We start from the raw sequence: 26,209 nt of genomic DNA, 5'->3' as shown, positions 1-26,209 counted from the left end.
CCGCGCCGCCCCTCGCGCTGGCAAGGTATCATCTCGCCCCTCCGGCATGCCCCGCAGAGGGCCACCGCCTTCGTCCCAACCACAACAAACGCTTTCCGAACGACGAGAGACTCGCCACATGGACGCCATCAAACGCTACTTCGGCTTCGAAGCCGCCGGCACCAACCTGCGCACCGAAGTGCTCGCAGGGTTCACCACCTTCCTGACGATGGCCTACATCATCTTCGTCAACCCGGCGATTCTCGGCGACGCCGGCATGCCGAAAGAGGCGGTGTTCGTCGCGACCTGCATCGTGGCCGCGCTGGCCTCGGTGATCATGGGTCTGTATGCCAATTACCCGATCGCGCTCGCGCCCGGCATGGGTCTGAACGCGTACTTCGCGTACACGGTGGTCAAGGGCATGGGCTTCACGTGGCAGGCCGCGCTCGGCGCGGTGTTCATCTCCGGCTGCCTGTTCCTGATCGTCACGCTGTTCCGCGTGCGCGAGGTGATCGTCAACGGCATTCCGCATTCGATACGGATCGCCATCACCGGCGGTATCGGCCTCTTTCTCGCGATCATCTCGCTGAAGACGGCCGGCGTGGTGGTCGGCAATCCGGCCACCCTCGTGACCCTCGGCGATCTGCACAACCCGCATGTGATTCTCGCGGTGATCGGCTTCTTCGCGATCGTCACGCTCGACTATCTGCGCGTGCGCGGCGCGATCCTGATCGGCATCGTCGGCGTGACGGTGCTGAGCTTTTTCTTCGGCGGCAATCACTTCAACGGGATCGTCTCCGCGCCGCCGTCCATCTCGCCGACGCTGTTCCAGCTCGACATTCGCGGCGCGCTGTCGAGCGGCGTGCTGAACGTGATCCTGGTGTTCTTCCTCGTCGAACTGTTCGATGCGACCGGCACGCTGATGGGTGTCGCCAATCGCGCGGGGCTGCTGGTGGAAGGCAAGATGCACCGCCTGAACCGCGCGCTGCTGGCCGACAGTACCGCGATTCTCGCCGGCTCGATGCTCGGCACCTCGTCGACCACCGCGTATATCGAAAGCGCGTCGGGCGTGCAGGCGGGCGGCCGCACCGGCGTCACCGCGCTGACCGTCGCGGTGCTGTTTCTCGCGGCGCTGTTCTTCGCGCCGCTGGCGGGCGTGGTGCCCGGCTACGCGACGGCACCGGCGCTGCTCTACGTGTCGTGCCTGATGCTGCGCGAAATGCTCGACCTGCCGTGGGACGATGCGACCGAAGTCGTCCCGGCCGCGCTGACCGCCTTGCTGATGCCGTTCACCTACTCGATCGCCAACGGCGTCGCGTTCGGCTTCATCTCGTACGCGGGCCTGAAGCTGCTGACGGGTCAGGCGCGCAAGGTCAAGCTGGTGGTGTGGATCATCGCCGTGATCTTCCTGTTCCGTTATTTCTATCTCGGCAGCGAGTGAGCGGGTAAGGAATAAGCGAGTGAGCGATTAGCCAGCGCGTCAGGCCGTCAGCGCGCCGCGCCGTTCGACGCGCGCCGAAGACGTGCCGCCAAAGCAGCGCGCTCCCACCTGCATCCGCGAGCTTTTTTTGGGCGGCGCCCGTTTGACACGGGCGCCGTTTATCATCCGACGATCGATAAAAACGCTCGCCCCGCACCCAGGAGCCCCGCATGCCCTATCCGCGCGAAACGGATCGCTATACAAAGCCCGCCATCTTCTTTCACTGGGCGATTTTTCTGCTCGTCGCGCTCGCCTATCTGGCGATCGAAATCCGTGGCCCGAAAGGCAGCGACAGCCGCGTGTTCTGGAGCAACGTGCATTTCTGCGCCGGCAATCTCGTGCTCGGCCTTGCCGTGCTGCGGCTGTTATGGCGTCTGTGGGCCGGCGCGCCCGCCGAGATCGACACTAACCGGCTGCTCGCGTTTCTGGCGCGCGCGGCGCATCTCGCGCTGTACGTGTTTATCTTCGCGCAGCCGCTGCTCGGTATCTTGATGATCAATGCGGGCGGCCATCCGGTCACGCTCGCGTGGGTCAACGTGAGTTACACGCTGATCGGCGCGGACCCGGCCGCGCGGCCCTTGCTCAAGGGCGCGCATGAATGGCTCGGCAATGCGTTCTACTGGGTGATCGGCCTGCACGCGCTGGCCGCGATCGCGCATCACGCGATCTTCAAGGACCGGACGCTGCGGCGCATGATCTGACGCTCGCGCCGTCCGGGTCCGCTCCAGGCCGGCCCGTTCCCGCGATGATTCCGGGCGCCGGTTTCGAGGGCCGGCTTCAGTTCCGCCAGTTCGCCTCGTAGAAGCGCACGTAGCCGCTTCTCAGCACGAGGCACTGCGCGCGCGTTTCCGACAGCAGACGCCGCGTGGCGGCTTCGATCCGCGCGCGATGCGCGTCGAATGCGCCGACCATGTCTTCGAGTCGTGGCGATGCGGCGCCGAAATGGTCCTCCAGCGCTTCAGCGGTGATCATGCATTCCACCCTTTGCCCATCGACCATGGCCGGGAAAGCCAGCGTGAGTTCGCGGCCGGAATATTCGGGAGATTCGTTCGGGAACAGGATCTGCATGGGAGTCACCTGCAAGGTTGGGCGCCGCGCATGAATATCGCCGGGTTATGCGCATGCCGGTTGCGACTGATCGCGCCTGCCGCTGCTTCCTCCTTGTCCAATGCGAGCGACGCGGGCTGATCACCTGACGATGTCCGCCGCGCGCTGCGCGGCTTGCGAAAGGTGATTTGATTCACTCTAGACGAGTTCTGGCGCGGCGCAAGTTTTCCTTGTCGTTGGGTTGATCGAGCGCTAGTTGTCAGGTTGCCGTTTGCTTGCCGCGTGCCTGCTGCGTGCCTGCCGCGTGCCTGCTTCTGGTGCGAGGCGCGGTTTTTTTGCGGTGTGCCGCGCGGCCCGTGCAAGGTTTTTCTTCGCCGCGCGCAATCCGCTTCGTCCTGTAATATCGGTCTTGAGCCGCGGCATGCCATGTTGCGTTGCGGCACCGATCGCGGGCAACGCACCCGTCGAATCCGATTACCGGAGACAAGCTTTGACCCATCGCCCTGCCTCGCCGGCCAGCATCGGCCGGCCAGACGTCATCGCGCAAGCTCACGCGCGCTCGCTCGAGATCGGGCTGCGCGCGTCGGAAACGCCGGACTTCCATCCGCTGCGCCAGCTCGCGTTGCGTGAGCTGGTCGAACGCAATCAGTCGTTGTACACGCACGCGTTGCCGGTGATGGAGACGCTGCACGCGCAGATCGTCGACACGCAGAGCATGGTGCTGCTCACCGACAGCCAGGGTGTGATCCTGCATAGCCTCGGCGACAGCGACTTCGTCGAGAAGGCCAATCGCGTCGCGCTGTGTCCGGGCGTGTCATGGGCCGAGGCGGATCGCGGCACCAATGCGATCGGCACCGCGCTGGTCGACGGTCAGCCGACCGTCGTGCACGGCGGCGAACACTTTCTGCATGCGAACCGGATTCTCACCTGCTCGTGCGCGCCGATCGCCGATCCGTTCGGCCGCGCGATCGGCGCGCTCGACGTGAGCGGCGACACGCGCGGCTTTCACAAACACACGCTGGCGCTCGTCAGGATGTCCGCGCAGATGATCGAGAATCATCTGTTCTCCAATCAATTCGCCGATGCGATCCGCGTCCATTTTCACGCGCGCACGGAATTCATCGGCACGCTGTTCGAAGGGCTCGCGGCGTTCGCGCCGGACGGCACATTCCTGTCGGCCAATCGCAGCGCGCTGTTTCAATTCGGCCAGCCGCTGGCCGAACTGCAACGCCAGCCGATCGACGCACTGTTCGGCATCGCGTTCCCGAAGCTGATGCAGCGCATTACGCGCGCGCCCGGCGACAACATCGAACTGACGTTACCGAGCGGCGTGCGCGTGGTGGCGCGCGGCGAGTATGCGGCGCCGCGCTATGTGGGGTCGCTGGACGATGTCGCGACGGCGGGATTGGGCGCATCGCGCGGATCCGGCGCGGGTGCGTCGTCGAGCTCGCCAGCTGCGGCGCTGGCGCAGTCGCGCGGCGAACCCGCTCCGCCCGCCCCCCTTGCGACGCTCGACACGCTCGATACCGGCGACGCCCAGATGGCCGCGGTCCTTCGCCGCGTGGCCAAACTGCGCGGCCGCGATATTCCGATTCTCGTGCTCGGCAAAACCGGCACGGGCAAGGAGTGGCTCGCACGTGCGATCCATCACGATTCGCCGCGGCGTAGCGCGCCGTTCGTCGCGCTGAATTGCGCGTCGCTGCCGGATACGCTGATCGAAGCGGAACTGTTCGGTTACGAAGACGGCGCGTTCACGGGGGCGAAGAAACGCGGCAGCGTCGGCAAGATCGTGCAGGCGGACGGCGGCACGCTATTTCTCGATGAAATCGGCGACATGCCGCTGGCGCAGCAGGTGCGGCTGATGCGCGTGCTGCAGGAGCGCACGGTGGTCCCGCTCGGCGGCACACGCGCGATTCCGGTCGATCTGCGGATCGTCTGCGCGACCCACCGCAACCTGCGGGAGATGATCGAGGCGGGCACCTTCCGCGAGGATCTGTACTACCGGATCAACGGACTCGTCGTGACGCTGCCGGCGCTGCGCGAGCGCAGCGACCTCGCGGCCCTCGTCGCGCGGATGCTCGCCTTGCAACCGGAGGCGGAGCGTTTGCCGCGGCGGGTGTCGGCGGCGGTGCTCGAACGTTTCGCGCAATGCCGCTGGCCGGGCAATCTGCGGCAGATGGCCAACGTGCTGCGTACCGCGAGCATCATGGCCGAGGGCGCGGAGCAGATCGAACTCGACGATCTGCCCGAGGATTTTCTGCAGGATTGCGACGATGCGGTGTCGCCGGTGTCTGCCGCGGCTGCGGCTGCGGCGACGACTCCTGGAAGGATGGAGGACTGGCAGGCCACGTTGATCGCGCAGACGCTCGCGCGGCTCGACGGCAACGTGTCGGCGGCCGCCCGCGAGTTGGGATTGGCGCGTAATACGGTGTACCGGTATTTGCGACGCGGCGGCACGGTTCAATGAGGCGCTGTTTTTAAAGCGCTTCGTTGAACCGACTTACAGAAGCGATCCGCCGAAGCGGTTCGTTCAAGCGCCACGTCGAGTACCGCGCATCGAAGCGCTGCATGGCGCGCGCACCGTGTAAAGTGTGACGCACCCCGTCACAGACCCGCACGATGTCCGATTCAACCCGCCCGCCGATGGTGCTCGTCGAACCGCTCGGCCAACGTTTCGAAGCGCCCGATTCGCTGACTCTCCTCGAAGCCGCCGGCTTCGCGAATCTGCGCCTGCCGCGTTCGTGCCGCAACGGCACGTGCCGCACGTGCATGTGCCGGCTGACCGCCGGACGCGTGCGCTACACGATCGAATGGCCCGGCCTCAGCCGCGAGGAAAAGGCCGAGGGCTACATCCTGCCGTGCGTGGCGATCGCGGAAACCGACCTGGTGATCGACGTGCCCGACGCGGTCGAATCGACGCCGCGTTAGCGCGAATTGCGCATGGCCGCGGCGATTTTCTTGTCGGTGGTGTACTGGCTCAGCGCATAGACCGACCAGATCGCGGCCGGAATCCAGCCGATCACCGTGAGCTGCAGAATCAGGCAGATGATCCCGGCGATGGGACGGCCGATCGTGAAGAACTGGAACCACGGCAGGATGATGGCGAGCAGGAGACGCATTCGGAATTCCTTTTTTGTTGACGGGTAACGATTAGCGTGGGGGATGCATGACGACGAGCATGACGACGGGCGCGATGAAGGACGCGATGAAGGCGCGCGTTCAGTCGATCGCCGCGAAGCGCGGCACCTTCACGCCGTCGACCTCGACGAGTTCGAAAAACACCGACGCCGGACGCGTCCAGATCGTGCCGTTGGCCGCTTTGTACACGATCATCGTGACGCTGGGATCGGACTCCAGCGTCGCCTCGCAGACCCGTTCGTAGAGGCCGCCTTTGTAGTGCCGGTAATGCATTGTTCGGGGATTCCTTGTTGGCGTGTGGTATCTGATGTTGCCGGTTGACGATTGCCGGCCGCTTGCCGTTACCGGCCGCGCGGCGCATGCCTGAGGTTCAACCGCCCTCTTTCATCTGCTTCAGAATCTTGTAGACGGTAGCGCGTCCCATCGTCAGCACGGCCGCCACGTAGTTCGCGGAACTGCGTCCGCGAAACGCGCCTTGCGCGTGCAACGCCTCGACGATCTCGCGCTTGTGCTCGCGCGTGAGCGCATTGATGCCGATCTGCCGCTCGCGCAGCCACGTGTGCAGATACGTGTTGATGCGGTCCTGCCAGTCGTCGCGGAACAGATCTTCCGCCGGCGCGTCGCTCAGCGTGCCGCCCTTGATGAACAGATCGAGCGTCGAACGCACATCCTCGAACACGGCGATGTTGAAGTTGATGGACAGCATGCCCGCGGGCTTGCCCGCGTCGTCGAACAGGATGTTGCTCACGCAACGCATGCGCCGCCCGTCCCAGTTCAGCTTCTCGTACGGCCCGATGGTCTGGCCGCGCGCCGCGTAGTGCACCTCGTCGAGCACCGACGGACCGCCGACTTCCAGCTTCGACAGATTGTTCACGAGATACACGATGGTCTGATCGCGCAGATCGTGGATCACCACCTCGGCGCACGGATAGAACAGCGCCGCAATGCCGTCGGCGATGGGCGCGTAGCGCTGCAGCAGCAGATCTTTGACAGGAGACTCGGTTGTCTTGCGCATGGAAACGTGGCTGAGGAACGGAAAAGGCCGGCGGCCTCGCGCGGCAACTCGCCATTGTAGCCATCCGGCCCCGGGGCCGCGAATTGCCCTTTCAACGCCCTCTCCCCGCCCTCCCCCGGCGGCGATTTTTGACCGCGTGGCAAGCCGATTTTTTTCGTGCGATAACAGGCTCTACCATTTCACGGAGCAACCGATGGCCACGCTCGAAGCGTTTCGCGCCGTGCTCGACGACGAAGGCACGCCCGAAATCATCCGCAATCACATCATCGATTCGTTGCAGTACACGCTGCGCAACCACGGTCAGATTTTCACCGCGAAGGAAGTCGAATGGCTGGCCGTCTGGGACGACGCCCGCATTCCGCTCGCGGCGTCGCGCGAATTGCAGAAGCGCGTGGCCGAATCGTCACGCTGAGGCGCCGCCGGGCAGACCGGTGCCGCGCGCGCCCCGTTGGGCCGCGATTCGTGCGCAACGAGGCGAACCCGCCCGATGCGGCGTGCCGTCCATGCAAGGCGCCTGGCGCGCACTGCCCCGCATCCCCGCAAAGCCCCGCCAGACGGGGCACTTGCCTTCGCGCGGAAGTTTTTGCTATCCAATCCGGCCCATTTAGGGCATCATATTGGAATAGCTGCGGCCTATAAGTTCGGTGGCAGCGGTAGCCGATACCATGCAGTGCGCGGCGCAACAAGCGCAGGTCACATCCAGATAGCACCCCGGGCAGCATCGGCCGAGGCAAGATCAGGCAGTCCCGGGCAGTTTCAACCCCGTATCTCCGCACCACCCCCGACTGTTCGACCGCCGCTTTCCGGCGATCCCGTCACTCCGGCAATGCGCCGCCTGCATTCGCCGTCGCGAGTTGTGCAGCTGAGTGTTCAGCTTTTACGCGCCCACGGTCTGAGCGACATCAGCGCGTTTCTTCTCCATCGAATCCGCGATTTTGCGCGGCGCGCTCAAGCCCTTGCCACCGGGCCTGTGCCAACCTTTTTCCATGGCGGCGCGCCCCGAGGGTGCTGCGCCGCCCGGCCCGCCATGCCGCGCTTAACACGCGTGACATGCCGGCCACGTAATACAGGACATGTGTCTCATGATTTCAGCTGTCAAGACGTACAAGGGTTATGAAATTCATCCGCTCGTCTATCCGCGCCGTCCGGCGGACGGCCAGACGAGCCGGAACGCGGATGCGGGCTACGACGCGTCGGTGCGCATCTGCCGCGTGGGCGCCAATGCGGCGGCCGACGGCCGGGTGTTCCGCCTGCAGTACCTGTTTCCGTTCGACGGCACGGGCAAGGCGCGCATCGCGTGCATGGCCCACGCCCAGCAATTGATCGACGGTCGCGTGGACGGTCAGTCCGTCGCCGATCTGTAAAGACTGTAAGCGCGGTCATCGGCGTGAATGCCGATGCCGCTGGCAGCGAACCCACGCGTTAGCTGCCGCCGAATTTCCCGCTGTGCCGCCCGGCGTCGCCGGTGGACCAGCAACCGTTATCCCATCGACCAGGAGTTATGCATGGCGAAAGAAGAACTGCTTGAACTTGACGGTATCGTCGACGAAGTACTTCCGGACAGCCGTTACCGCGTGACGCTCGACAACGGCGTCGTGGTTGGCGCTTACGCGTCCGGACGCATGCGCAAGAATCACATTCGTATCCTCGCAGGCGACCGCGTGACGCTGGAACTGTCGGTCTACGATCTGACCAAGGGCCGGATCAACTTCCGTCATAAAGACGAACGCGCAAGCGGCGGCGGCGGGGCACGTCCCGCACAGGCTCGTCGGCGTTGATACGGCGTTGATGCACGGTTGACGGGGCGTTGACGTCCCCGCGTCATTGATTTGCCGCATCGATTTACCGCGTCGATTTGCCGCTTTACCGATTCGCCGGTGGTCCCGTTTTTTAGCGGCACCGGCGTTTTGCATTTCCGCGCGGCCGCTTCGCTCATGCGGCTCATGCGGCCCGCACTGCCTCACTCCCCGAACACCGCCCCAAGATCGTCACCGGCGGCGCTTCTGCGCACCTGCGCGACTACCCGCTCCTCCAGTTCCGCCAGATGCTCGCGCATCGCGGCGAGCGCCACCGGCAGATCGCCCGCGTCGAGCGCCTCGATGATGCGCAGATGCTCGTCCGCGGAACAGGCCGACCCCTTCGACGGATCGAACAGCGCCTTGTAAAGCTCGGTCTTCGCGACGAGTTGCCCGACCAGCCCGAGCAGTTCCGTGCCGCCCGCCAGTTCCGTCAGCAGCACGTGAAACTGGCCGGCCAGGCGCACCGATTCATCGACCGCGCCGGTTTTCGACGCCTTTTCCTCGGCGCGCACGTGCGCGCGCAGACGACGCTTGTGCGCGGCGCTCAGCTCGCCACACAGCGCCGCGACGATGCCCGCCTCGACGATCTGCCGCGCCCGATACACCTGGCGGATGTCGTCCTCCGACGGCGACGGCACGAACGCGCCGCGATTCGCCTCCAGCACCAGCTTGCCCTCGAAACCCAGCCGCGCCAGCACCTTGCGCAACGCGCCGCGCGTGCAGCCGAACGCGGCCGCCAGATCCCGTTCGACGAGTTGCGCGCCCGGCCGCAAACGCCCCTGCAGCAAGGCCGCGGTGATCGACGCATAAATACGTGCCTCGACGCCGCCGTCGTCGTCGATCGGGCTGCTGCGGGGTGCGGGCGTTGACGTGCCCTGGGATGAAGAACGCGGGGAGCGTGAGGCCATGGTTCGAGTGGTGCGTGACTGGGAGTAAGCGCGCGGATGCGTGCGAGCACCTGAAAACATCTGAAAACACGCACAGGCATCGCCCGGCATTCTAGCGGCGGCGCGCGCCGCGCGCCATTCATCCGCACCGTTCGCCGGCGTCTTTCGCCGATGCCTCGCGCTATACCGGACATTGCAAAAATGGTTAACCATTTTAAGTTAATATGGTTGACCAAAAATCGCACTCCCCGTTCAAGGTCCATCGTGAATTCGCCCTCCCGCAGCCGCCCGGCCTCCCCCGCCTCCCCTCCCGTGAACGACGCCGCCCGCGCGCTCAGCTTGCGGGATCTGCTGTGGCTGGGCGCGATCGTCGTGATCGGCGTGAATCTGCGGCCATTGCTGACGTCGATCAGTCCGTTGATGGGCACGATCCGCGCCGCCACCGGCTTGAGCTTTTACGGCGCGTCGCTGCTGACCAGTTTGCCGGTGATCGCGATGGGCATCGGCGCATTCGGCGCGGGCGTGTTGACCCGCGTGCTCGGCGAGACGCGCGGCGTCGCGCTCGGTCTGCTGGCGATCGCGCTGGCCTGCGGCGCGCGCTGGGCCACCGCCAGCGGCGCCGCGCTGCTGATGACGGCCGGGCTCGCGGGCATCGGCGTCGCGGCGGTACAGGCGCTGCTGCCGGCCGTGATGAAGCAGCGTTTTCATGCACGCGTGCCGCTCGCGATGGGCGTGTTTTCCGCGTCGATCATGGGCGGCGGCGGGCTCGGCGCGAGCGTGAGCCCGCGCGTCAGCGCCGCGCTGGGATCGTGGCATGCGGGCCTCGCTGTGTGGGCGCTGCCCGCGATCGTCGCGCTGATTGGCTGGCTGGTCTTGAACCGGACCCTGCCGGTGCAGGCGGGACAGGCGCCGCACCGGGCCACGATGGCGCCTGCCCACGTCAACACCAGCGTCAATGCCAGCGCCAACAGCAGCGCGAACAGCAGCGCCAACGCTGCCGTGCCGCTCTGGCGCACGCGCCGCGCGTGGACGCTCGGGCTGTTCTTCGGCATCGTCAACGGCGGATACACGAGTCTGGTCGCGTGGCTGCCGGCGTTCTATCAGCAGCGCGGCGTCGGCGTCGCGGCCAGCGGCGCGTTGCTGGCCGGCATGACGGTGTTCCAGGCCGCGGCGGCCTTGCTGCTGCCGCTGGCGGCCGCGCCGTTCCGCGACCGTCGTCCGTGGCTCGCGCTCGGCCTGTCCGCGCAGTTGACCGGGCTGCTCGGCCTGATCCTGTGCCCCGACACGGCCGCGTGGTTCTGGGTCGGCATCGCGGGCGCCGGGCTCGGCGGCACGTTTTCGCTGACGCTCGTCACCGCGATGGACCATGCCGCCGACCATCGCCTGGCCGGCAAGCTGGTCGCCTTCACGCAAGGCGTCGGGTTCGTGGTCGCCGCGCTCGCGCCGATGGTGGCCGGCATGGTGCGCACGTGGAACGGCGGTTTCGGCGGCGCATGGATCATGCTCGCGGCCTGCGTGGTCGCGATGCTCGCGCTCAGCCTGGTGTTTTCGCCGCGCAGCTATACGCGGTGGCATTGAGCGGCACGCATCGGCCGGCTCCGTTTCGACTTCGCGAGGGCGCATCACGCGCCTTCCTACACATCCGGCGATTTCTCCTACACACAAATAGAAACGCCTGATTGCTTATCGTCGCCAGGAAATTTAATCTCCTGATCAAGCTAAATCATCCACTGCCTGGCGACTTCCCTGCAACGGCCTCCTGTCACCGCGAACGGATTGTTTCGTTGCGCGCTGTGACCTTCCATGCAGACTGAAGAGAGCCTCCGTCGCGGAAGTTACCGGCAGTGATTAGTTAGCCATCCTGATGTGCACGCGAATCGATGACATCGCGAAGACGTCGGGCAGCGCATGCATTGCCATCGGTAACCAGGGGTTCAAGACAGATGCACGACAACACACAACGGAACGCGCGGGAGACCATCCGCCACACCCACGCAGCGCATCGCACGCTGCGTCCAAGCACCATGATCGGCTCGATCACCTCGATCACCACGCCACGCCGGGCGTTCGCCGGCGCCACCGCGCTGTCGCTATCGCTATCGCTCGCGCTCGCCCTCGGCGCGTGCGGCGGCGGCAGCATCGGCGAAGCGAGCGACAGCGGCGTCGAAACCAGTTCGCCCGAGGCGCACGCGGATGTCGAGGCCGCGACGCTCGCCGCGCAATCGGCCACGGTGCCGCTCGCGCTGTCGCTGAAGATGAACACCGACGGGCTCGAAACCAATGCCAGCAACGGCCGTTTCATCGTCAAGTATCGCAGCGGCAGTGCGGAAGGCGGCTCGACCTCGGCGGTGCAATCGCGTTTGCAACGGCTGTCGGCGGCTTTTCCGTCGAAGGCGCGGCATGTGCGCCGCACCGGCGTCGGCGCCGATGTGCTCACCACCGAACGCAAGCTGAACATGAAGGACGCGAAAGCGTTCATGCGCGCGATCGCCTCGGACCCGAACGTCGAATATATCGAGGCGGACCGCGAGATGTCGACCGCGATGGCGCCGAACGATCCGGACTACACGAAGCAATGGAGCCTGAGCTCGAACCAGAAAGCCGGCAACAGCTATCCCGGCATTCGCGCGGAAGGCGCATGGGATCTCGCCAACGGCGCGGGCTCGGTGATCGCGGTCGTCGATAACGGCGTGACCAGCCACGGCGATCTGAATCCGAACATGCTGCCCGGTTTCGACTTCCTGTCGCCCAATCGCGGCGGCAACGGCACCAACCCCGGCGTCACCACGGAAACCTGCGTGGTCGACTGGCACGGCACACACGTTGCCGGCATTGCGGCCGCGCTGACGAACAACGGCTACGGCATCGCCGGGGTCGCGCCGAACGCGAAAGTGCTGCCCGTGCGCGTGATGAACGCGTGCGGGCGCGGCTACACGTCCGACATTGCCGACGGCATCGTATGGGCGGCGGGCGGCACGGTGTCCGGCGCGCCCGTCAACGCGAATCCGGCCAAGGTCATCAACCTGAGCCTGGGCGGCCTCGGCGGCTGCGAAACCACGTTGCAGAACGCGCTCGACTTCGCCGCCTCGCGTGGCGTCACCGTGGTCGCGGCAGCCGGCAACAACGCGACCAGCGCGACCAACTTCTCGCCGGCCAACTGCCGCAATGTAATCAGCGTCGGCGGCAGCAATCGCTGGGGGTCGCGCTGGGTCGATTCGAACTTCGGGCCGACGGTCGATCTTGCCGCGCCCGGCGATTCGATCTGGTCGACGTATAACAACGGCACCCGCACGCCTGGAACCGAAGGTTATGCGTTCGCCTCGGGCACCTCGATGTCCGCGCCGGCGGTAAGCGGCGTGATCGCGCTGATCCAGTCCGTCGCGCCGACGCCGCTGACGCCCGCCGAACTGCGAACGTTGCTCACGCAGAACGTGCAGCCGTTTATCGGCAAACTGGACCAGCCGATCGGCACGGGCATTCTGGACGCGACCGCGGCCGTCGTCGCCGCCCGGCAAGGCCGGATTCCGGCCGCGGCGAACTTCAGTTGCAGGCAGAGCAGTCAACTGATGCACGTGTCCTGCACGGATCTGTCCAGCGCGCGCGGCGCGCCGATCCGTTCGTGGGTCTGGAACTTCGGCGCACCGGGCGGAGATACCGCGTCGACGAAGTCGACCAACCCCGAACTCGATTTCGAGCAGCCGGGCACCTATGAATTCACGCTGACGGTAACGGACGCGAACGGATTCGTGAGCAAGGTGACCCGCCGCGTCGACGTTGCGCCGATGCTGGTGACCGACATCACCGACGCCTTCGACAGCGTGCGTTTCCCGATGAATGCATCGGACAAGCAGTATTTCTCGGTGTCGGTTCCGCCCCAGCCGTTCAGCAAGATGGTGCTGGTGGGCGCGAAGAGTCTCACGTTCACGCTGGCGCCCGATAACGCGCGTGACGTCGCGACCTTGTCGATGAAGTTCGGCACCGCGTCGATGGTCAATCCGGCGTGCACCTCCGTCATGGCGGGCGGACAGGCGGCGGTCTGCACGGCGGCACGGCCGACTTCGGGCACGTACTACGTGATGGTCAGTTCCCCGGCGCCGATCGGCAACGTGTCGATCAAGGCGGTCATGGAGTCTTACTTCCCCTAAGCACGCTGCACGCCGCAAGAGCCTGAATCGAATCCCGTTCCCGCGCATGAAGAAATGCAGCGATGCAGAAACGCGGGAACGGGATCGATGCGCGTGCAACCGAACCAGTCGATCGCCATCGCCATTCATCCCACAGCTGCACTCACGCAGTACGGAGACGACGTGTTGAAACAACGCATTTCTCCCGTTCACGACGATGCAGCGCTACTGAAACTCGACACGCTGGTCGCCAACGCGGACACGCATTTCGCCGCGCAACGCATGCAGGCGGCGATGCGTGCCTACGCGGAGGTGCTGGTCCTGTTCCCGCGCTACGCGCATGCGTTGCATCGCATGGGCCTCGCTTGCGTGCATACCGGCGAGCTCGATCGTGCGCGCTATTTTTTGGAGCGGGCCTTGAGCGCCGCGCCGGAACGCGCCGCGTCATGGGAACACGCGGGCCTCGTCGCCGCGCTGCAAAACGATCACGCGACCGCCGCACTGTATTACCGACGCGCGCTGCATGCAGGCGGCGACACAGCGTCGCTGCATCGCAATCTCGCGGATAGTTTGCGTATCGCGGGGAAGCTTGCGGATGCGCTCGGTCATTACAGGCGAGCGCTCGAAATCGAACCGCGCCTGACCCATGCGCATCACCCCAATCATGCGCACCACGCACATCATGCGCATCACTCGTTACGCGCCGCCGCGCGGCTCTGCACGCAACTTGGCCTGCACGACGAAGCCGCCGGCTACTGGCTGCGTGCATGGGCGCTCGATTCATCCGCGGCGCAAGACGGCCTCGCCCTCGTTGCGGCGCTGATCGACGCGCAACGCGACAACGAATTCGCCGACGTTCTCGCGCGGCTCCGCGTTCGTTTCGCCGGCGACGCCGAGTCGCTGAAATCGCTCGCGGTCGTGCTGAACAATCACGACCGTTTCCGCGACGCGCTCAGCGTCGCGAGACAAGGACTCGCCGTCGATCCCCATCACGCGCTGCTGCATCACAACGCGGCGAGCGCACTCAGCATGCACGGCGAACTCGCCGACGCGTTGCCGCACAGTCTCGAAGCGGCCAGGCTGTTGCCGGATAACGCGCATCTGCAGTTTCATCTGGCTGGCGTACAACTCGGCCTCGGCGATTTCGCAGCGGGCTGGGAGCGGTATCGATGGTTCTACGCGCTGCCCGGTTCGTCTCGCCAGCGTGTGCATGCGCCGTTTCCCGAGTGGCAAGGCGAGACGGTCGCCGGCACCCGCTTCCTGCTCGTCGGCGAACAGGGACGCGGTGATGAGATCCAGTGCCTGCGTTTCGCCGCGTGGTTGCATCGGCAAGGCGCGACGGTCGACGTGCTGGTCAGTCAGCCGGTCGCCGCGCTCGCGTCGGGCATGAGCGGCGTGCGGACCGTCTTCACCACGCTGCCGCCCGGTCCGTACGACTACGGGTGCCACATGCTGAAAATGCCGCAGCGCATGCGACTCGAATGCGCGATGCTGCCCATCGCGATGCCGTACATCGCCGTGAATCCGCGCAAGCAGCGCAAGTGGCACACACGTCTCGAAGCGATCGCGCCGCGCGGCACGAACGCCTGGCGCATACGCATCGGGATTGTCTGGGCCGGCAATGCCGCGCATCCGCTCGATCGTTTTCGCTCGCTGCATCCTGACACGTTGAAACCGCTCTTCGAATGCGTGGACGACGTCGCGTGGTTCTCGCTGCAAAAAGGCCCACAGGAAAACGATATGACGGCTTGCACGTATCGCCATCTGTGCATGCTCGGGCCGGTCATCCACGACTTCGCGGACACGCTCGCGATCCTGCATTCGCTCGATCTGCTGATCACCGTCGACACCTCGGTCGCTCATCTGGCGGGCGCGGCCGGTTTGCCGGTGTGGACGCTGATACCCGCGTACGGCGAATGGCGCTGGCTTGCGGGGCGCAGCGACAGCCCCTGGTATCCGTCGATGCGTCTGTTCCGCGCGCGCGAACCGGGCACGTGGGCGCCGGTGATCGACGAGGTGATCGAAGCGCTTCACGCGTGGCGCGATGCGCCGCTTCGGTGCACGCCGTCCGCATGCCCCGAGCAGGTGCAGACAACAACGCAGGACGCCCCGCTCGATACGCTCGATACGCTCGATACGCTCGATACGCTCGATACGCTTGAGGCGCCTCAAGCGCCGAGGCCGCCAGCAACGCGAGCTACAGGGCAGGCAGCAGCAAAAAAACCGGCGCAAACCCTATCGCAAACACCCAAGCCGTCGTAACGGCACCCGCTTCACGACCACCCACTCATTGGCATGCCAGTTGCTTTACAGCTACCAGTCGTCGCCCAACCTCCCCCATGCTGCGTGTTCTTCTCGTCACCGATACCGATAAGCCGATAGGCGATCTCCGCGACACCCTTGCCCGCCTCGGCTACCAGATGCTGGCCGGCACGGCGACGCCGCAAGCACTGCATCGCGCGGTGGAAAGCGAGCGGCCCGACGTGATCATCGTCGATACGGAATCGCCGTCGCGCGACACGCTCGAACAACTCGCGGTGATGAACGCGACCGCGCCGCGTCCGGTGCTGATGTTCAGTCACGACGCCAATCAGCAATTGATCCGCGACGCGGTCGGCGCGGGCGTCACCGCGTATCTGGTCGAAGGACTCGCGACCGAACGGCTCGCGCCGATCCTCGAAGTCGCGCTCGCGCGCTTCGCGCAGGAATCGCAATTACGCGAGCGCCTCGCGCATGCCGAAAACGAACTGGCCGAACGCAAGCTGATCGACCGCGCCAAACGTCTGCTGATGGATCAGCAGAACCTCACCGAACACGCCGCCTACGCCACGCTGCGCAAACGCGCGATGAATCAGGGCGTCAAACTCGCCGAGGTCGCCCGTGCGATGCTCGCGTCGGCCGATACGTCCCAATGAAGCGCCGCCTATGAACTCTCTCCTTCCTTCTGGCGCAGCGTCGCCGGCTCTCGAGAAGACGCATCTGCGGCTCGGTTTCGTCGCGCTTGCCGACGCCGCGCCGCTGATCGCCGCGAAGCTGCTCGAATTCGGCCATGCGCACGGACTGACGCTCGAACTCTGCCGGCAGCCGTCGTGGGCCGCCGTGCGTGACAAACTGCTGTCCGGCGATCTCGACGCGGCCCATGCGCTGTACGGCCTCGTCTACGGCGTGCAACTGGGGCTGGGCGGTCCGCGAACCGACATGGCCGTGCTGATGGTGCTCAACCGCAACGGTCAGGCGATCACCTTATCGAAGCGGCTCGCCGCCGCGCTCGCCGAACAGCGCACGCTGCCGGCAGCCCTCGCTACGCTCGGCCGCAAACCCGTGTTCGCGCAGACCTTCCCGACCGGCACGCATGCGATGTGGCTGTATCACTGGCTCGCCGCGCAGGGCGTGGACCCATTGCGCGATATCGACAGCGTCGCGATTCCGCCGCCGCAAATGGTCGCCGCGCTCGCCGGCGACAAACTCGACGGCCTGTGCGTCGGCGAGCCATGGAATACGCAGGCGGAAGCCGAAGGCGTCGGCGAAACGGTGGCTTATACGAGCGAGGTCTGGCCGGATCATCCGGAGAAAGTGCTGGCGTGCCGGCGCGATTTCGTCGACCGCTATCCGAATACCGCGCGTGCGCTCGTGCAGACCGTGCTCGAAGCGAGCCGCTGGCTCGACGGCGCGGGGCATCGCGACGAGATTGCGCGCTGGCTTGCGCGGCCGGATTACATCGGGATCGATGCGGCGTTGATCGCCGCGCGGCTGGGTGGCGATGGTGGGGCATCCGCGTCCGCGTCTGCATTTGCGCGTGAATCCGCGTCTGCTTCGACTCGACTGCCCGTGCGTTTTTTCGACGACGGCGCGGTGAACTATCCCCACCCTGTCGAAGGTGCGTGGTTCCTCGAACAATTCGAACGCTGGGGCATGATCGACGCGCGCACCGACTATCACGCCATCGCCGCGCAGATCAATCAAACGCAGTTGTATCGCGAAGCCGCCGCGCGCGTGGGCGTTGCGATTCCGTCGGCGGAAATGCGGCGCGTCATGCCGAAGTAGGCAGCCACGCCCCGCACCTCACATCGGCTCGCCATGCAAGCGCGAAGCTTGCGGCATCCGCTCGGCTTGCGGAAACAACACGCTGACCACCAGCCCGCCACCGGGCGCATCGCTCAACGCGATCAACGCGCCATGCACGCGCGCGATTTCCCGCACGATCGACAAACCGAGCCCGCTGCCTTCCACCGCCTGCGTCGCTTCACTGCGATAGAAGCGCTCGAACACCGCATCGCGTTCGGCAACCGCGATCCCCGGCCCGTTATCGATCACCTGCAGCAACGCCTGCCCGCCTTCGCTCGCGATACGCACGGTGATCACCGCGCCGTCGCCCGCATAACGGATCGCGTTGTCGATCAGATTGCCCACCAGTTCCGCGAGCAGATCCACCTGACCCATCACCTCGATGCGCGTGTCCTGTTCGAAGCCCAGGTCGATGCCGCGCGAGCGCGCCACCGGCGACCAGTCGAGCGTCACGCTGCGCGCCAGCTTGTGCAACGGCAGCGCGGCGTGTCTGACCGTGTAGCCGCTGTCCGCGTCGAGCCGCGACAACGACAGCAACTGCTGCACGATGCGCACCGCCTGCTGCACCGCGCCGTTCAGACGCCGCAGATGCACGCCTTGCCGGCGATGGCCGGCGCTGAGCTCCGGCTCGCCCCCGCCGTCGATATCGCGCAACGCCAGTTCCGACTCGGCCTGAATCACCGCCAGCGGCGTTTTCAATTGATGCGCGGCGTCGTTGAAGAAACGCCTGCGCGAGGACTGCATCAGCTGCGTGCGGCCAATGTACTGATTGATCGCATCGACCAGCGGCGTGACCTCGCTCGGCAGACCGGCCGTGTCGAGCGGCATCGGATCGTCCTCGGCACGCGCCGCCACTTTCGCCGACAGGCGGTTCAACGGCCGCAAACCCCGTGCGACACCGAGCCAGACGATGCCGAGCGCCAGCACCACCAGCAATCCTTCCTGCAGCAACGAGCCGGTCAGAATCTCGCGCGCGAGCGCCTGACGCGGCTCGATCGTTTCGCCGACGCGCACCAGCACGACCCGCGTCTGCGCGCTCGGCACGTCGTGCACCGGCAGCCTCAGCATCGCGACGCGCAGCGGCCGGCCGCGAAACTCGTCGTCGTAGAAGCGCACGCTATAAGGTTCGCCCGGCAGCTTGCGCGGTTCCGGCAGATCGGGATAACCGGTTACCACGCGCCCGCCCTCCTCGCGAATCTGATAGTAGATGTTGCCGCCGCCGTTCGATTCGAACATCTCCAGCGCGAGATACGGCAGATCCACTTCGATCGCGCCGTCGCGCAGGCGGATGCCGTCGCGGATCGAGCGCAGCGAAAACTCCAGCGTGCGATCGAACGCGTCGTGCGCGGCGTTCATCGCGCGTTGATAGGTGAGCCACGCGTCGAGCGCGAGCAACAGCAGCAGCGGCAGCAACAACCACAACGCCACCCGAACGCGCAGATTCGGCTGCGTCATGCGCCGCGCGCCTCCAGCAGATAGCCGAGACCGCGCAGCGTGACGATGCCGACCGAACTGCGTTCGAGCTTCTTGCGCAGACGGTGCACGTAGATCTCGATCGCGTCGGCGTTCACCGATTCGTCGAGCCCGAAGATTTTCTCGGACAAGGTGTCTTTGTTGATCGCACGGCCGTTGCGCAGGATCAGCACCTCCAGCACCGAGCGTTCGCGCGGCGTGAGCGCGAGCGCTTCGCCGTCGAGCGTGAAGCCGCGATCCACGCTGTCGTACTGCAAGGTGCCACACTGCGCGCGCTGCGGTTCCTGCCCGTGACTGCGGCGCAGCAGCGCGCGGGCGCGCGCTTCGAGTTCGGTGAGCGCGAACGGCTTGGCGAGATAGTCGTCCGCACCGAGGTCGAGACCGCGCACCCGCTCTTCCACCGACCCATGCGCGGTCAGCATCAATACCGGCACGGCGTTGCGCCGCGCGCGCAAACGCCGCAGCACTTCGAGACCGTCGAGTTTGGGCAGGCCGATGTCGAGAATCACCAGCGCGTAGTCCTGGGTGCGCAGCACGTGATCGGCGGATTCGCCGTCGTGCATGCAATCCACCGTGAGTTTCGCGCCTGTCAGCGCGTCGGTCAGCGAGCGGGAAAGAACCGGATTGTCTTCGACGAGCAGCACACGCATGACCAGAATCCCAGGGAAATCCATGAGGCGAATCCGGCCATTGTGACGCAAATCGCTTAAAAAATGAAAGCGTTCAGAAAGCGCCCGTCTCTTACCATTCGCCTACACAAAACCAACACGATGTTTTCTGGAGGAAGACGTGCACAACCCATTCAAGGCGCTCGCCATTGCCATCCCATTCGCCGCGTTCGCGGCAAACGCAGCCTGGGCGGCCATTCCGTCCGGTTACCCGGGCGACTATCAGAGCACCGTCGACGGCGCGAAAAAGGAAGGCAAGCTGATCGTCTACTCGGTCACGGACACCGCGCTGGTGCGCCCGCTCATCAAGGATTTTGAAAGCCTGTACGGCATCAAGGTCGAGTACAACGACATGAACAGCACCGAGCTGTACAACCGCTACATCAGCGAGAACGCGGCGAGCAGCACCAGCGCCGACGTGCTGTGGAGCTCGGCGATGGACCTGCAGGTCAAGCTCGTCAACGACGGTTTGATGGCCTCGTACGAATCGCCCGAAGCGAAGCATCTGCCGCAATGGGCGCAGTATCAGAAGCAGGCCTACGGCACGACCTACGAACCGCTCGCGATCGTCTACAACAAGCGTCTCGTGCCGGCCGGCGAAGTGCCGCAAACGCGCGCCGATCTGATCAAGCTGCTGCAAGGCAAGCCCGAGCAATTCAAGGGCAAGGTCACGACCTACGACATCGAAAAGTCGGGCGTCGGCTTCAACTATCTGACGCAGGACGCGCGCGTGAACCCGCAGGTCACGTGGGATCTCGTGAAGGCGATGGGCGCCACCGGGCCGAAACTGCAGTCGAGCACCGGCGCGATGATGGAGCGCATCTCGTCGGGCGAGAACCTGATCGGCTACAACATCCTCGGCTCGTACGCGCTCACCAAGGCGAAGAAAGATCCGTCGATCGGCTATGTGTACCCGAAGGACTACACGCTGGTGGTGAGCCGTCTCGTGACGATTTCGAAGAAGGCGCAAAGCCCGAATGCCGCGAAGCTGTGGGTCGATTATCTGCTGTCGCAACGCGGCCAGACCTTGCTCGCGAATCAGGCGGCGCTGTTCTCGATCCGCTCGGACGTCGACGGCGAAACCTCGATGGCGGGTCTGACCAGACAGCTCGGCGATTCGCTCAAACCGATTCCGATCGGCGCCGGCCTGCTGGTCTATCTCGACCAGTCCAAGCGGCTCGAATTCCTCAAGCAGTGGCAGCAGTCGATCAAGCGCTAAACCCGCGCGCGTGATCGTCGCGGGCGCGCCGACCCGCGCGGCCGCCGCGCCCGCGTTCATTTCCATCACTTCCTGTCGATATGCGGCGCTTCAGCCGCAGGGGGACACTCATGCTTTCCACTAGCGCAACCGGGCCGCGCGACGCCGCGACGCGCGCGGCCGACGGCCGCTCGACCGGCACGCTGCCGCGCGCTTCGTTGCAACCGTTCGCGGGATTGCTGCGCTGGCTCGTCGTCGCGGTACTGACCATCGCGGTGGCGCTGCCGCTCGGCTTCATCCTGCTTCAAAGCGTGTTGAGCGCGCCGTTCTTCGACGCGAAACGCACGCTCGGCCTCGCCGGTTTCGAATTCATTTTCACCGACCCGGATTTCTGGTCCGCGCTGAAAAACTCGTTCGTGATCGCGGCGGGGATGCTGTTCATTTCGATTCCACTCGGCGGCATTCTCGCGTTCCTGATGGTGCGCACCGACCTGCCCGGGCGCCGCTGGCTCGAACCGCTGCTGCTCACACCCGTGTTCGTGTCGCCGATGGTGCTCGCGTTCGGCTACGTGGTCGCGGCCGGACCGGTCGGCTTCTACTCGGTGTGGTGGAAGGAGCTGTTCGGCACGGCCGAGGCGCCGTGGACCGTCTACTCGATTCTCGCGATCACGGTGATCGTCGGCCTCACGCATGTGCCGCACGTGTACCTGTATTCGTCGGCGGCGCTGCGCAATCTCGGCTCGGACGTGGAGGAAGCGGCGCGCGTGGCCGGCGCGCGGCCGTTGCGCGTCGCGCTCGACGTCAGCCTGCCGATGACCCTGCCCGCGCTGCTGTTCGCCGGCGTGCTGGTGTTCTTCCTCGGCTTCGAGGTGTTCGGCCTGCCGCTCGTGTTGGGCGACCCCGAAGGGCACCTCGTGCTCGCCACGTATCTGTACAAGCTCACCAACAAGCTCGGCGTGCCTTCGTATCACCTGATGGCCGCGGTCGCGGTGTGCATCGTCGCGATCACTTTTCCGCTGGTGCTGCTGCAACGCCGTCTGCTGAAAAGCGCGAACCGCTTCGTCACCGTCAAGGGCAAGGCGGGACGTCAAACCGTGTTGCCGCTCGGCGCGTGGCGCTGGGTCGCGCTCGCGATCGTCGCGCTGTGGCTGCTGCTCACCGTGTTCGTGCCGCTCTCCGGCATCACGCTGCGCGCGTTCGTCACCCACTGGGGCGAAGGCGTGCCTCTCGCCGACGTGCTGACGCTCGCCAACTTCACCGAGCTGTTCGAGCAGGACAACCTGGTGCGCGCGATTCTCAACACGCTCGGCATCGGTGTGTTGGGAGGCGCGCTGGCGGTGGGCTTCTATGCGCTGGTGGCGTTCGCGGGACATCGCCGCAACGACTGGGCGACCCGTCTGCTCGATTACCTCGTGCTGCTGCCGCGCGCGGTGCCGGGCCTGCTCGCCGGTCTCGCGTTCCTGTGGATCTTCCTGTTCGTGCCCGGCCTGAAGGAACTGAAGAACTCGATGTGGAGCATCTGGATCGCGTACACGGTGGTGTGGCTCGCGTATGGCATGCGGCTGATTCAGAGCGCGTTGCTGCAGGTCGGCCCCGAACTCGAGGAAGCGGGACGCAGCGTCGGCGCCACGCGCTCGCGCGTCAGTCTCGACGTGACGCTGCCGCTCGTGCGTTTCGGTCTGCTCGCCGCATGGCTGCTGATCTTCATGATCTTCGAGCGCGAGTACTCGACCGCCGTCTATCTACTCTCGCCCGGCACCGAAGTGATCGGCGCGCTGCTCGTGTCGCTGTGGGCGACCGGCGCGGTCGATCAGGTCGCGGCGCTTTCTGTCATCAACATCGCGATGGTCGGCGCCGGACTCGGCGTCGCGCTGCGCTTCGGAGTGAAATTGCATGGATAAGCTCTCGGTCGACAACCTCTTTCTGAGCTATGGCGACAACCCGATTCTCAAGGGCGTGTCGTTCGATCTGAATCCCGGCGAAGTGGTGTGTCTGCTTGGCGCGTCCGGCAGCGGCAAGACCACGTTGCTGCGCGCGGTGGCCGGCCTCGAACAGCCGTCGTCGGGGCGCATTACGCTGGACGGCAAGGCATTTTTCGACGGCGCGCAGCGCGTCGATCTGCCGGTCGAGCAACGTTCGCTCGGGCTCGTGTTTCAGTCGTACGCGCTGTGGCCGCATCGCACGGTGGCGCAGAACGTCGGTTACGGGCTCAAGCTGCGGCGCGTTTCCTCCGCCGAACAGAAAAAGCGCGTGCAGGATGCGCTCGATCAACTCGGCCTCGGTCATCTTGCCGCGCGCTATCCGTATCAGTTGTCGGGTGGACAGCAACAGCGCGTCGCGATTGCGCGCGCGCTGGTCTACAACCCGCCGGTGATTCTGCTCGACGAGCCCTTGTCGAATCTCGACGCCAAGCTGCGCGAGGAAGCGCGTGCGTGGTTGCGCGAGCTGATCGTGTCGCTGGGTCTGTCCGCGTTGTGCGTCACGCACGACCAGACCGAGGCGATGGCGATGTCCGACCGCATCCTGTTGTTGCGCAACGGCCGCATCGAACAGGAAGGCACGCCGGCCGAACTCTACGGCGCGCCCCGCTCGCTCTACACCGCGGAATTCATGGGCAGCAACAACCGCATCGACGCGCGTGTCGCGTCGGTGGACGGCGAGCGCGTGACGCTCGCGGGCGACGGCTGGCAACTGCAGGCCCACGCACGCGAAACGCTGAGCGCGGGGCAGGCCGCGCAGGCGGTGATCCGGCTCGAGCGCGTGCAGGTCGCCGACGGTCCCGGCGCGAATCGTCTCGAAGCCGAACTCGTCACCTCGATGTATCTCGGCGACCGCTGGGAATACCTGTTCCATTGCGGCGATCTGCGCCTGCGCGCGTTCGGCCACGTGCCGCGCGCGGCGGGCCGTCACTGGATCGAGTTCCCCGCCAACGACTGCTGGGCATTCGCCCAGGCGAGCTGACACGCAGGTCGCGTGCGAACGTGCGAACGCGCGAACGCGCGAACGCGCGCATGACCGCAACACAGAAAACCAACCACAGGAGACTGTTGATGAAGTGGAGTATCAGGAAGACGACGTTCGGCGCGGCCCGCGCGAGCCTTGCCGGATTGGCGGGTATGGCGGGAATAGCCGGTCTGGCCGGTTTCGCGGCGAACGCTCACGCGCAATCGAGCGTGACCTTGTACGGCATCGTCGATGCGGGCGTCGAATATGTGAACCACGCGAGCGCCGACGGCGGCGCGGCGCGGATGGTGTCGGGCGGCAAGAACACGTCGCGCTGGGGCCTGCGCGGCGTCGAAGATCTCGGCGGCGGACTGAAGGCGATCTTCCAGCTGGAGAGCGGCATCAACATCGCGAACGGCCAGTTCGACGACAGCGCCGGCGCGATCTTCGACCGCCGCGCGACGATCGGGCTGAAGAACCGCTTCGGGCAGATCACGCTGGGCCGCAATTTCACCACCACCTACGACTACATGCTGCAGTTCGACCCGATGGGTTACGCGCCGAATTATTCGTGGGCCAGCTCCTCCACCGCGACCGGCGGCCGCAAGGACGGCCTGTTCTCGCGCTCGTCGAATGCAGTGCGTTACGACGGCATGTTCTCCGGCGTGAAGATCGGCGCGATGTATGGGTTCGGCAATGTGCCGGGCAGCATGAAGACGAGTTCGAAGTACGACTTCGGTCTCGGCTACGAGAATGGTCCGTTTGCCGGCGTCGTCACGTTCGACCGGCAAAACGGCGCGGGCAACAGCGTCACGCCGATCGATTCGACGAACTACATTCAGGGGATTCACGCCGGCTTGAGCTACGACTTCGGCGCGGTCAAGGCGATGGCGGGGTACCGGAATTACCGGCGCACGTTCCACAGCGCCGCGCCGACGCAGCGCAGCGACATGTACTGGCTGGGCGGGCAGTACGACGTGACGCCGTTTATCTCGGTGTTCGCGGCGGTGTATCACCAGGACATCAAGGACGCGAGCGACGCCGATCCGACGCTGTTCTCGTTGCGCGGGCAATACGCGTTGTCCAAGCGGACGGTGCTTTACGTCGCGGGCGGCTACGCGATGGCGAAGCACGACAATGCCGTGAGTCTGTCGCGCGATCTGACCGGCGCGGCGGATACGCAGACCGGCGTGACGGCGGGGATTCAGCACCGGTTCTGATGGCGTGCGACGACGGGAGAGACACGCGTCGCCGCCGGCGCATCGTCTTTCCGGAAAGAACAAAGCGTGCCGGGCAGTCTCTCGCCCGGCACGCTTTGTCTTGCAACCTGCCCTTCAGCGCATCACACCGACATCAGAAATTGAAGTTGTCGATATTGCTCGAATCGAACGTCGTCGGCGGTCCAAGAATGATTTCGCCTTGCGCGCCAATGGTCCGTTTGCCGAGCTTGCCCGCATCGAACGATTCGCCTTCCTTGCCGGTGATCGTGCCCGACGCCAACGCCGCCGCCGCGTACGCCGCCAGATAGCCGAGCTGGTTCGGGTCCCACAACTGGAACGCCTTCACCGTGCCGTTCTTCACGAACGCCCGCATCTGGTTCGGCGTGCCGAGCCCCGTCACCGCGACCTTGCCCTTGCTCGACGACGACGAGATATAACGCGCCGCCGCCGCGATCCCCACCGTGGTCGGCGCGACGATCGCCTTCAGGTTCGGATACGCCTGCAACAAGCCCTGCGTTTCCACGAAGGATTTCTGATCGTCGTCATTGCCGTAGGCGATCTTCACGAGCTTGATCTTCGCGTACTCGGGCTTCTTCAGTTCCTCCTGCATCCACTTGATCCAGGTGTTCTGATTGGTCGCGTTCGGCGTGGCCGACAGAATCGCGAATTCGCCCTCGCCGCCCATCAGTTTCGACACGAGCTGAATCTGCCCGCGGCCGATGCCCTCCGCGTTCGCCTGATTGACGAACAGCTGGCGTCCCTCCGGCGCCGTGTCCGAGTCGAAGGTGACGACCTTGATGCCTTGCGACATCGCCTTCTTCAGATACGGCACGACCGCATTCGCGTCGTTGGCCGCGATCACGATCGCGTCCTGCCGTTGCGTAATCAACGTGTTGATGTATTGCACCTGCGACGACGCGCCCGCATCCGACGGCCCCACCACCTTGCCCACGCCGCCGAATTCCTTGATCGCGGCCATGCCGCCGTCGTCGGCGATCACTTCGTACGGGTTGTTGATCTGCTTCGGCACGAAGGCGATCTTCAGGTTGCTCTTCAGCCCGGCGGCGGAGGCCGCGCAACTGATCGCGAGCAGCGCGACGCAAAGCGCGGCCGCGCCGGTGTGACGTAGAGGTTTGAGCATGACGTGTCTCCTGCTTGTTGTTGGACGTGACG

General features: G+C 65.4%; 24 protein-coding genes. 16 read left to right on the top strand and 8 right to left on the bottom strand.

Going from position 1 to position 26,209, the window contains the following annotated elements; genetic code table 11:
- Window positions 1-118 precede the first annotated feature (118 nt).
- Together LFL96_RS32730 and LFL96_RS32725 are read left to right on the top strand one after the other, a co-directional pair.
- Window positions 119-1,420: an NCS2 family permease gene (locus LFL96_RS32730; RefSeq protein WP_281002033.1), complete on the top strand. Its 1,302-nt coding sequence runs from the start codon at window positions 119-121 to the stop codon at window positions 1,418-1,420.
- A gap of 209 nt (window positions 1,421-1,629) precedes the next feature.
- Window positions 1,630-2,160 (top strand): cytochrome b/b6 domain-containing protein, encoded by a 531-nt coding sequence (locus tag LFL96_RS32725; RefSeq protein WP_281002032.1) that lies wholly within the window; start codon window positions 1,630-1,632, stop codon window positions 2,158-2,160.
- Between the two features lie 76 nt (window positions 2,161-2,236).
- On the opposite strand, the gene LFL96_RS32720 is transcribed toward LFL96_RS32725, so the two are convergent.
- The gene (locus tag LFL96_RS32720; RefSeq protein WP_281002031.1) at window positions 2,237-2,527 is read right to left on the bottom strand and encodes a DUF1488 domain-containing protein; all 291 of its coding nucleotides are present in this window, start codon (window positions 2,525-2,527) and stop codon (window positions 2,237-2,239) included.
- Between the two features lie 469 nt (window positions 2,528-2,996).
- On the opposite strand from LFL96_RS32720, the gene LFL96_RS32715 reads away from it, so the two are divergent.
- Together LFL96_RS32715 and LFL96_RS32710 are read left to right on the top strand one after the other, a co-directional pair.
- Window positions 2,997-4,973, top strand: a complete 1,977-nt coding sequence (locus LFL96_RS32715; protein WP_281002030.1) for a sigma-54-dependent Fis family transcriptional regulator — start codon at window positions 2,997-2,999, stop codon at window positions 4,971-4,973.
- Between the two features lie 152 nt (window positions 4,974-5,125).
- Window positions 5,126-5,434 carry a 2Fe-2S iron-sulfur cluster-binding protein gene (locus LFL96_RS32710; RefSeq protein ID WP_281002029.1) on the top strand — a complete coding sequence of 103 codons (309 nt, stop codon included), beginning with the start codon at window positions 5,126-5,128 and terminating at the stop codon, window positions 5,432-5,434.
- On the opposite strand, the gene LFL96_RS32705 is transcribed toward LFL96_RS32710, so the two are convergent.
- From LFL96_RS32705 to LFL96_RS32695, 3 genes are all read right to left on the bottom strand, one after another.
- The gene (locus LFL96_RS32705) at window positions 5,431-5,625 is read right to left on the bottom strand and encodes a YqaE/Pmp3 family membrane protein (RefSeq protein WP_281002028.1); all 195 of its coding nucleotides are present in this window, start codon (window positions 5,623-5,625) and stop codon (window positions 5,431-5,433) included. The two genes, LFL96_RS32710 and LFL96_RS32705, sit on opposite strands and share 4 nt — an antisense overlap.
- Before the next feature lie 100 nt (window positions 5,626-5,725).
- Entirely contained in the window at window positions 5,726-5,917 is a 192-nt protein-coding gene (locus LFL96_RS32700; protein WP_281002027.1) for a DUF1653 domain-containing protein, read from the bottom strand.
- A 97-nt stretch (window positions 5,918-6,014) separates the two neighbouring features.
- A complete protein-coding gene (locus tag LFL96_RS32695) occupies window positions 6,015-6,659 on the bottom strand; it encodes a PAS domain-containing protein (RefSeq protein WP_281002026.1) in 645 nt (214 codons plus the stop codon).
- A gap of 193 nt (window positions 6,660-6,852) precedes the next feature.
- On the opposite strand from LFL96_RS32695, the gene LFL96_RS32690 reads away from it, so the two are divergent.
- The 3 genes from LFL96_RS32690 (at window position 6,853) to infA (ending at window position 8,437) form a co-directional block, all read left to right on the top strand.
- Window positions 6,853-7,071: a hypothetical protein gene (locus LFL96_RS32690; RefSeq protein ID WP_281002025.1), complete on the top strand. Its 219-nt coding sequence runs from the start codon at window positions 6,853-6,855 to the stop codon at window positions 7,069-7,071.
- 670 nt (window positions 7,072-7,741) lie between these two features.
- Entirely contained in the window at window positions 7,742-8,023 is a 282-nt protein-coding gene (locus LFL96_RS32685; RefSeq protein ID WP_281002024.1) for a hypothetical protein, read from the top strand.
- Window positions 8,024-8,164: 141 nt separating this feature from the next.
- Complete coding sequence (gene infA / locus LFL96_RS32680) at window positions 8,165-8,437, top strand: translation initiation factor IF-1 (RefSeq protein ID WP_281002023.1); 273 nt, start codon at window positions 8,165-8,167, stop codon at window positions 8,435-8,437.
- Between the two features lie 182 nt (window positions 8,438-8,619).
- Here infA and LFL96_RS32675 read toward each other — a convergent pair whose 3' ends face one another.
- On the bottom strand, window positions 8,620-9,366 hold the full coding sequence (locus LFL96_RS32675) for a GntR family transcriptional regulator (RefSeq protein WP_281002022.1): 747 nt from the start codon (window positions 9,364-9,366) through the stop codon (window positions 8,620-8,622).
- A 291-nt stretch (window positions 9,367-9,657) separates the two neighbouring features.
- On the opposite strand from LFL96_RS32675, the gene LFL96_RS32670 reads away from it, so the two are divergent.
- The 5 genes from LFL96_RS32670 (at window position 9,658) to LFL96_RS32650 (ending at window position 17,513) form a co-directional block, all read left to right on the top strand.
- The gene (locus LFL96_RS32670; RefSeq protein ID WP_281002021.1) at window positions 9,658-10,923 is read left to right on the top strand and encodes an MFS transporter; all 1,266 of its coding nucleotides are present in this window, start codon (window positions 9,658-9,660) and stop codon (window positions 10,921-10,923) included.
- A gap of 365 nt (window positions 10,924-11,288) precedes the next feature.
- Entirely contained in the window at window positions 11,289-13,490 is a 2,202-nt protein-coding gene (locus LFL96_RS32665; protein ID WP_281002020.1) for a S8 family serine peptidase, read from the top strand.
- 87 nt (window positions 13,491-13,577) lie between these two features.
- Window positions 13,578-15,731 carry a tetratricopeptide repeat-containing glycosyltransferase family protein gene (locus LFL96_RS32660; protein ID WP_281002019.1) on the top strand — a complete coding sequence of 718 codons (2,154 nt, stop codon included), beginning with the start codon at window positions 13,578-13,580 and terminating at the stop codon, window positions 15,729-15,731.
- A gap of 77 nt (window positions 15,732-15,808) precedes the next feature.
- Complete coding sequence (locus tag LFL96_RS32655) at window positions 15,809-16,384, top strand: ANTAR domain-containing protein (RefSeq protein ID WP_281002018.1); 576 nt, start codon at window positions 15,809-15,811, stop codon at window positions 16,382-16,384.
- Between the two features lie 10 nt (window positions 16,385-16,394).
- Window positions 16,395-17,513 (top strand): CmpA/NrtA family ABC transporter substrate-binding protein, encoded by a 1,119-nt coding sequence (locus LFL96_RS32650; RefSeq protein WP_281002017.1) that lies wholly within the window; start codon window positions 16,395-16,397, stop codon window positions 17,511-17,513.
- Window positions 17,514-17,531: 18 nt separating this feature from the next.
- Here the strand turns inward: LFL96_RS32650 and LFL96_RS32645 are convergent, their stop codons facing one another.
- Together LFL96_RS32645 and LFL96_RS32640 are read right to left on the bottom strand one after the other, a co-directional pair.
- The gene (locus tag LFL96_RS32645; RefSeq protein WP_281002016.1) at window positions 17,532-18,989 is read right to left on the bottom strand and encodes a sensor histidine kinase; all 1,458 of its coding nucleotides are present in this window, start codon (window positions 18,987-18,989) and stop codon (window positions 17,532-17,534) included.
- Window positions 18,986-19,681: a response regulator gene (locus tag LFL96_RS32640; RefSeq protein WP_281002015.1), complete on the bottom strand. Its 696-nt coding sequence runs from the start codon at window positions 19,679-19,681 to the stop codon at window positions 18,986-18,988. The genes LFL96_RS32645 and LFL96_RS32640 overlap by 4 nt, the downstream gene beginning before the upstream one ends.
- A 115-nt stretch (window positions 19,682-19,796) precedes the next feature.
- Between LFL96_RS32640 and LFL96_RS32635 the strand changes: the two genes are divergently transcribed.
- From LFL96_RS32635 to LFL96_RS32620, 4 genes are all read left to right on the top strand, one after another.
- Window positions 19,797-20,894 (top strand): ABC transporter substrate-binding protein, encoded by a 1,098-nt coding sequence (locus LFL96_RS32635; RefSeq protein WP_281002014.1) that lies wholly within the window; start codon window positions 19,797-19,799, stop codon window positions 20,892-20,894.
- A 110-nt stretch (window positions 20,895-21,004) separates the two neighbouring features.
- Window positions 21,005-22,774, top strand: a complete 1,770-nt coding sequence (locus LFL96_RS32630) for an iron ABC transporter permease (protein ID WP_281002013.1) — start codon at window positions 21,005-21,007, stop codon at window positions 22,772-22,774.
- Window positions 22,767-23,834, top strand: coding sequence for an ABC transporter ATP-binding protein (locus LFL96_RS32625; protein ID WP_281002012.1), 1,068 nt, complete (start codon window positions 22,767-22,769; stop codon window positions 23,832-23,834). Before LFL96_RS32630 ends, LFL96_RS32625 begins: the two co-directional genes overlap by 8 nt.
- Window positions 23,835-23,989: 155 nt before the next feature.
- Window positions 23,990-25,036 (top strand): porin, encoded by a 1,047-nt coding sequence (locus LFL96_RS32620; RefSeq protein WP_281003923.1) that lies wholly within the window; start codon window positions 23,990-23,992, stop codon window positions 25,034-25,036.
- 133 nt (window positions 25,037-25,169) lie between these two features.
- Here the strand turns inward: LFL96_RS32620 and rhaS are convergent, their stop codons facing one another.
- On the bottom strand, window positions 25,170-26,177 hold the full coding sequence (rhaS, locus tag LFL96_RS32615) for a rhamnose ABC transporter substrate-binding protein (protein ID WP_281002011.1): 1,008 nt from the start codon (window positions 26,175-26,177) through the stop codon (window positions 25,170-25,172).
- Window positions 26,178-26,209: the final 32 nt, after the last annotated feature.

It is taken from the genome of Paraburkholderia sp. D15 (assembly GCF_029910215.1).
Classification (GTDB): Bacteria; Pseudomonadota; Gammaproteobacteria; order Burkholderiales; family Burkholderiaceae; genus Paraburkholderia.
The sequence above is the reverse complement of the archived record's forward strand: the minus strand, read 5'-3'. Positions and strand labels throughout refer to the sequence as shown.

Excerpts from the sequence above, each read along its gene's own strand:
- LFL96_RS32710 (WP_281002029.1), top strand. The coding sequence starts at position 5,126 with ATGTCCGATTCAACCCGCCCGCCGATGGTGCTCGTCGAACCGCTCGGC.
- LFL96_RS32695 (WP_281002026.1), bottom strand. The coding sequence starts at position 6,659 with ATGCGCAAGACAACCGAGTCTCCTGTCAAAGATCTGCTGCTGCAGCGC.
- LFL96_RS32625 (WP_281002012.1), top strand. The coding sequence starts at position 22,767 with ATGGATAAGCTCTCGGTCGACAACCTCTTTCTGAGCTATGGCGACAAC.
- LFL96_RS32665 (WP_281002020.1), top strand. The coding sequence starts at position 11,289 with ATGCACGACAACACACAACGGAACGCGCGGGAGACCATCCGCCACACC.
- LFL96_RS32620 (WP_281003923.1), top strand. The coding sequence starts at position 23,990 with ATGGCGGGAATAGCCGGTCTGGCCGGTTTCGCGGCGAACGCTCACGCG.
- LFL96_RS32720 (WP_281002031.1), bottom strand. The coding sequence starts at position 2,527 with ATGCAGATCCTGTTCCCGAACGAATCTCCCGAATATTCCGGCCGCGAA.
- LFL96_RS32685 (WP_281002024.1), top strand. The coding sequence starts at position 7,742 with ATGATTTCAGCTGTCAAGACGTACAAGGGTTATGAAATTCATCCGCTC.
- LFL96_RS32650 (WP_281002017.1), top strand. The coding sequence starts at position 16,395 with ATGAACTCTCTCCTTCCTTCTGGCGCAGCGTCGCCGGCTCTCGAGAAG.
- LFL96_RS32730 (WP_281002033.1), top strand. The coding sequence starts at position 119 with ATGGACGCCATCAAACGCTACTTCGGCTTCGAAGCCGCCGGCACCAAC.
- LFL96_RS32645 (WP_281002016.1), bottom strand. The coding sequence starts at position 18,989 with ATGACGCAGCCGAATCTGCGCGTTCGGGTGGCGTTGTGGTTGTTGCTG.
- LFL96_RS32660 (WP_281002019.1), top strand. The coding sequence starts at position 13,578 with ATGCGCGTGCAACCGAACCAGTCGATCGCCATCGCCATTCATCCCACA.
- LFL96_RS32705 (WP_281002028.1), bottom strand. The coding sequence starts at position 5,625 with ATGCGTCTCCTGCTCGCCATCATCCTGCCGTGGTTCCAGTTCTTCACG.
- LFL96_RS32640 (WP_281002015.1), bottom strand. The coding sequence starts at position 19,681 with ATGGATTTCCCTGGGATTCTGGTCATGCGTGTGCTGCTCGTCGAAGAC.
- infA (WP_281002023.1), top strand. The coding sequence starts at position 8,165 with ATGGCGAAAGAAGAACTGCTTGAACTTGACGGTATCGTCGACGAAGTA.
- LFL96_RS32630 (WP_281002013.1), top strand. The coding sequence starts at position 21,005 with ATGCTTTCCACTAGCGCAACCGGGCCGCGCGACGCCGCGACGCGCGCG.
- LFL96_RS32725 (WP_281002032.1), top strand. The coding sequence starts at position 1,630 with ATGCCCTATCCGCGCGAAACGGATCGCTATACAAAGCCCGCCATCTTC.
- LFL96_RS32700 (WP_281002027.1), bottom strand. The coding sequence starts at position 5,917 with ATGCATTACCGGCACTACAAAGGCGGCCTCTACGAACGGGTCTGCGAG.
- LFL96_RS32690 (WP_281002025.1), top strand. The coding sequence starts at position 6,853 with ATGGCCACGCTCGAAGCGTTTCGCGCCGTGCTCGACGACGAAGGCACG.
- LFL96_RS32675 (WP_281002022.1), bottom strand. The coding sequence starts at position 9,366 with ATGGCCTCACGCTCCCCGCGTTCTTCATCCCAGGGCACGTCAACGCCC.
- LFL96_RS32655 (WP_281002018.1), top strand. The coding sequence starts at position 15,809 with ATGCTGCGTGTTCTTCTCGTCACCGATACCGATAAGCCGATAGGCGAT.
- rhaS (WP_281002011.1), bottom strand. The coding sequence starts at position 26,177 with ATGCTCAAACCTCTACGTCACACCGGCGCGGCCGCGCTTTGCGTCGCG.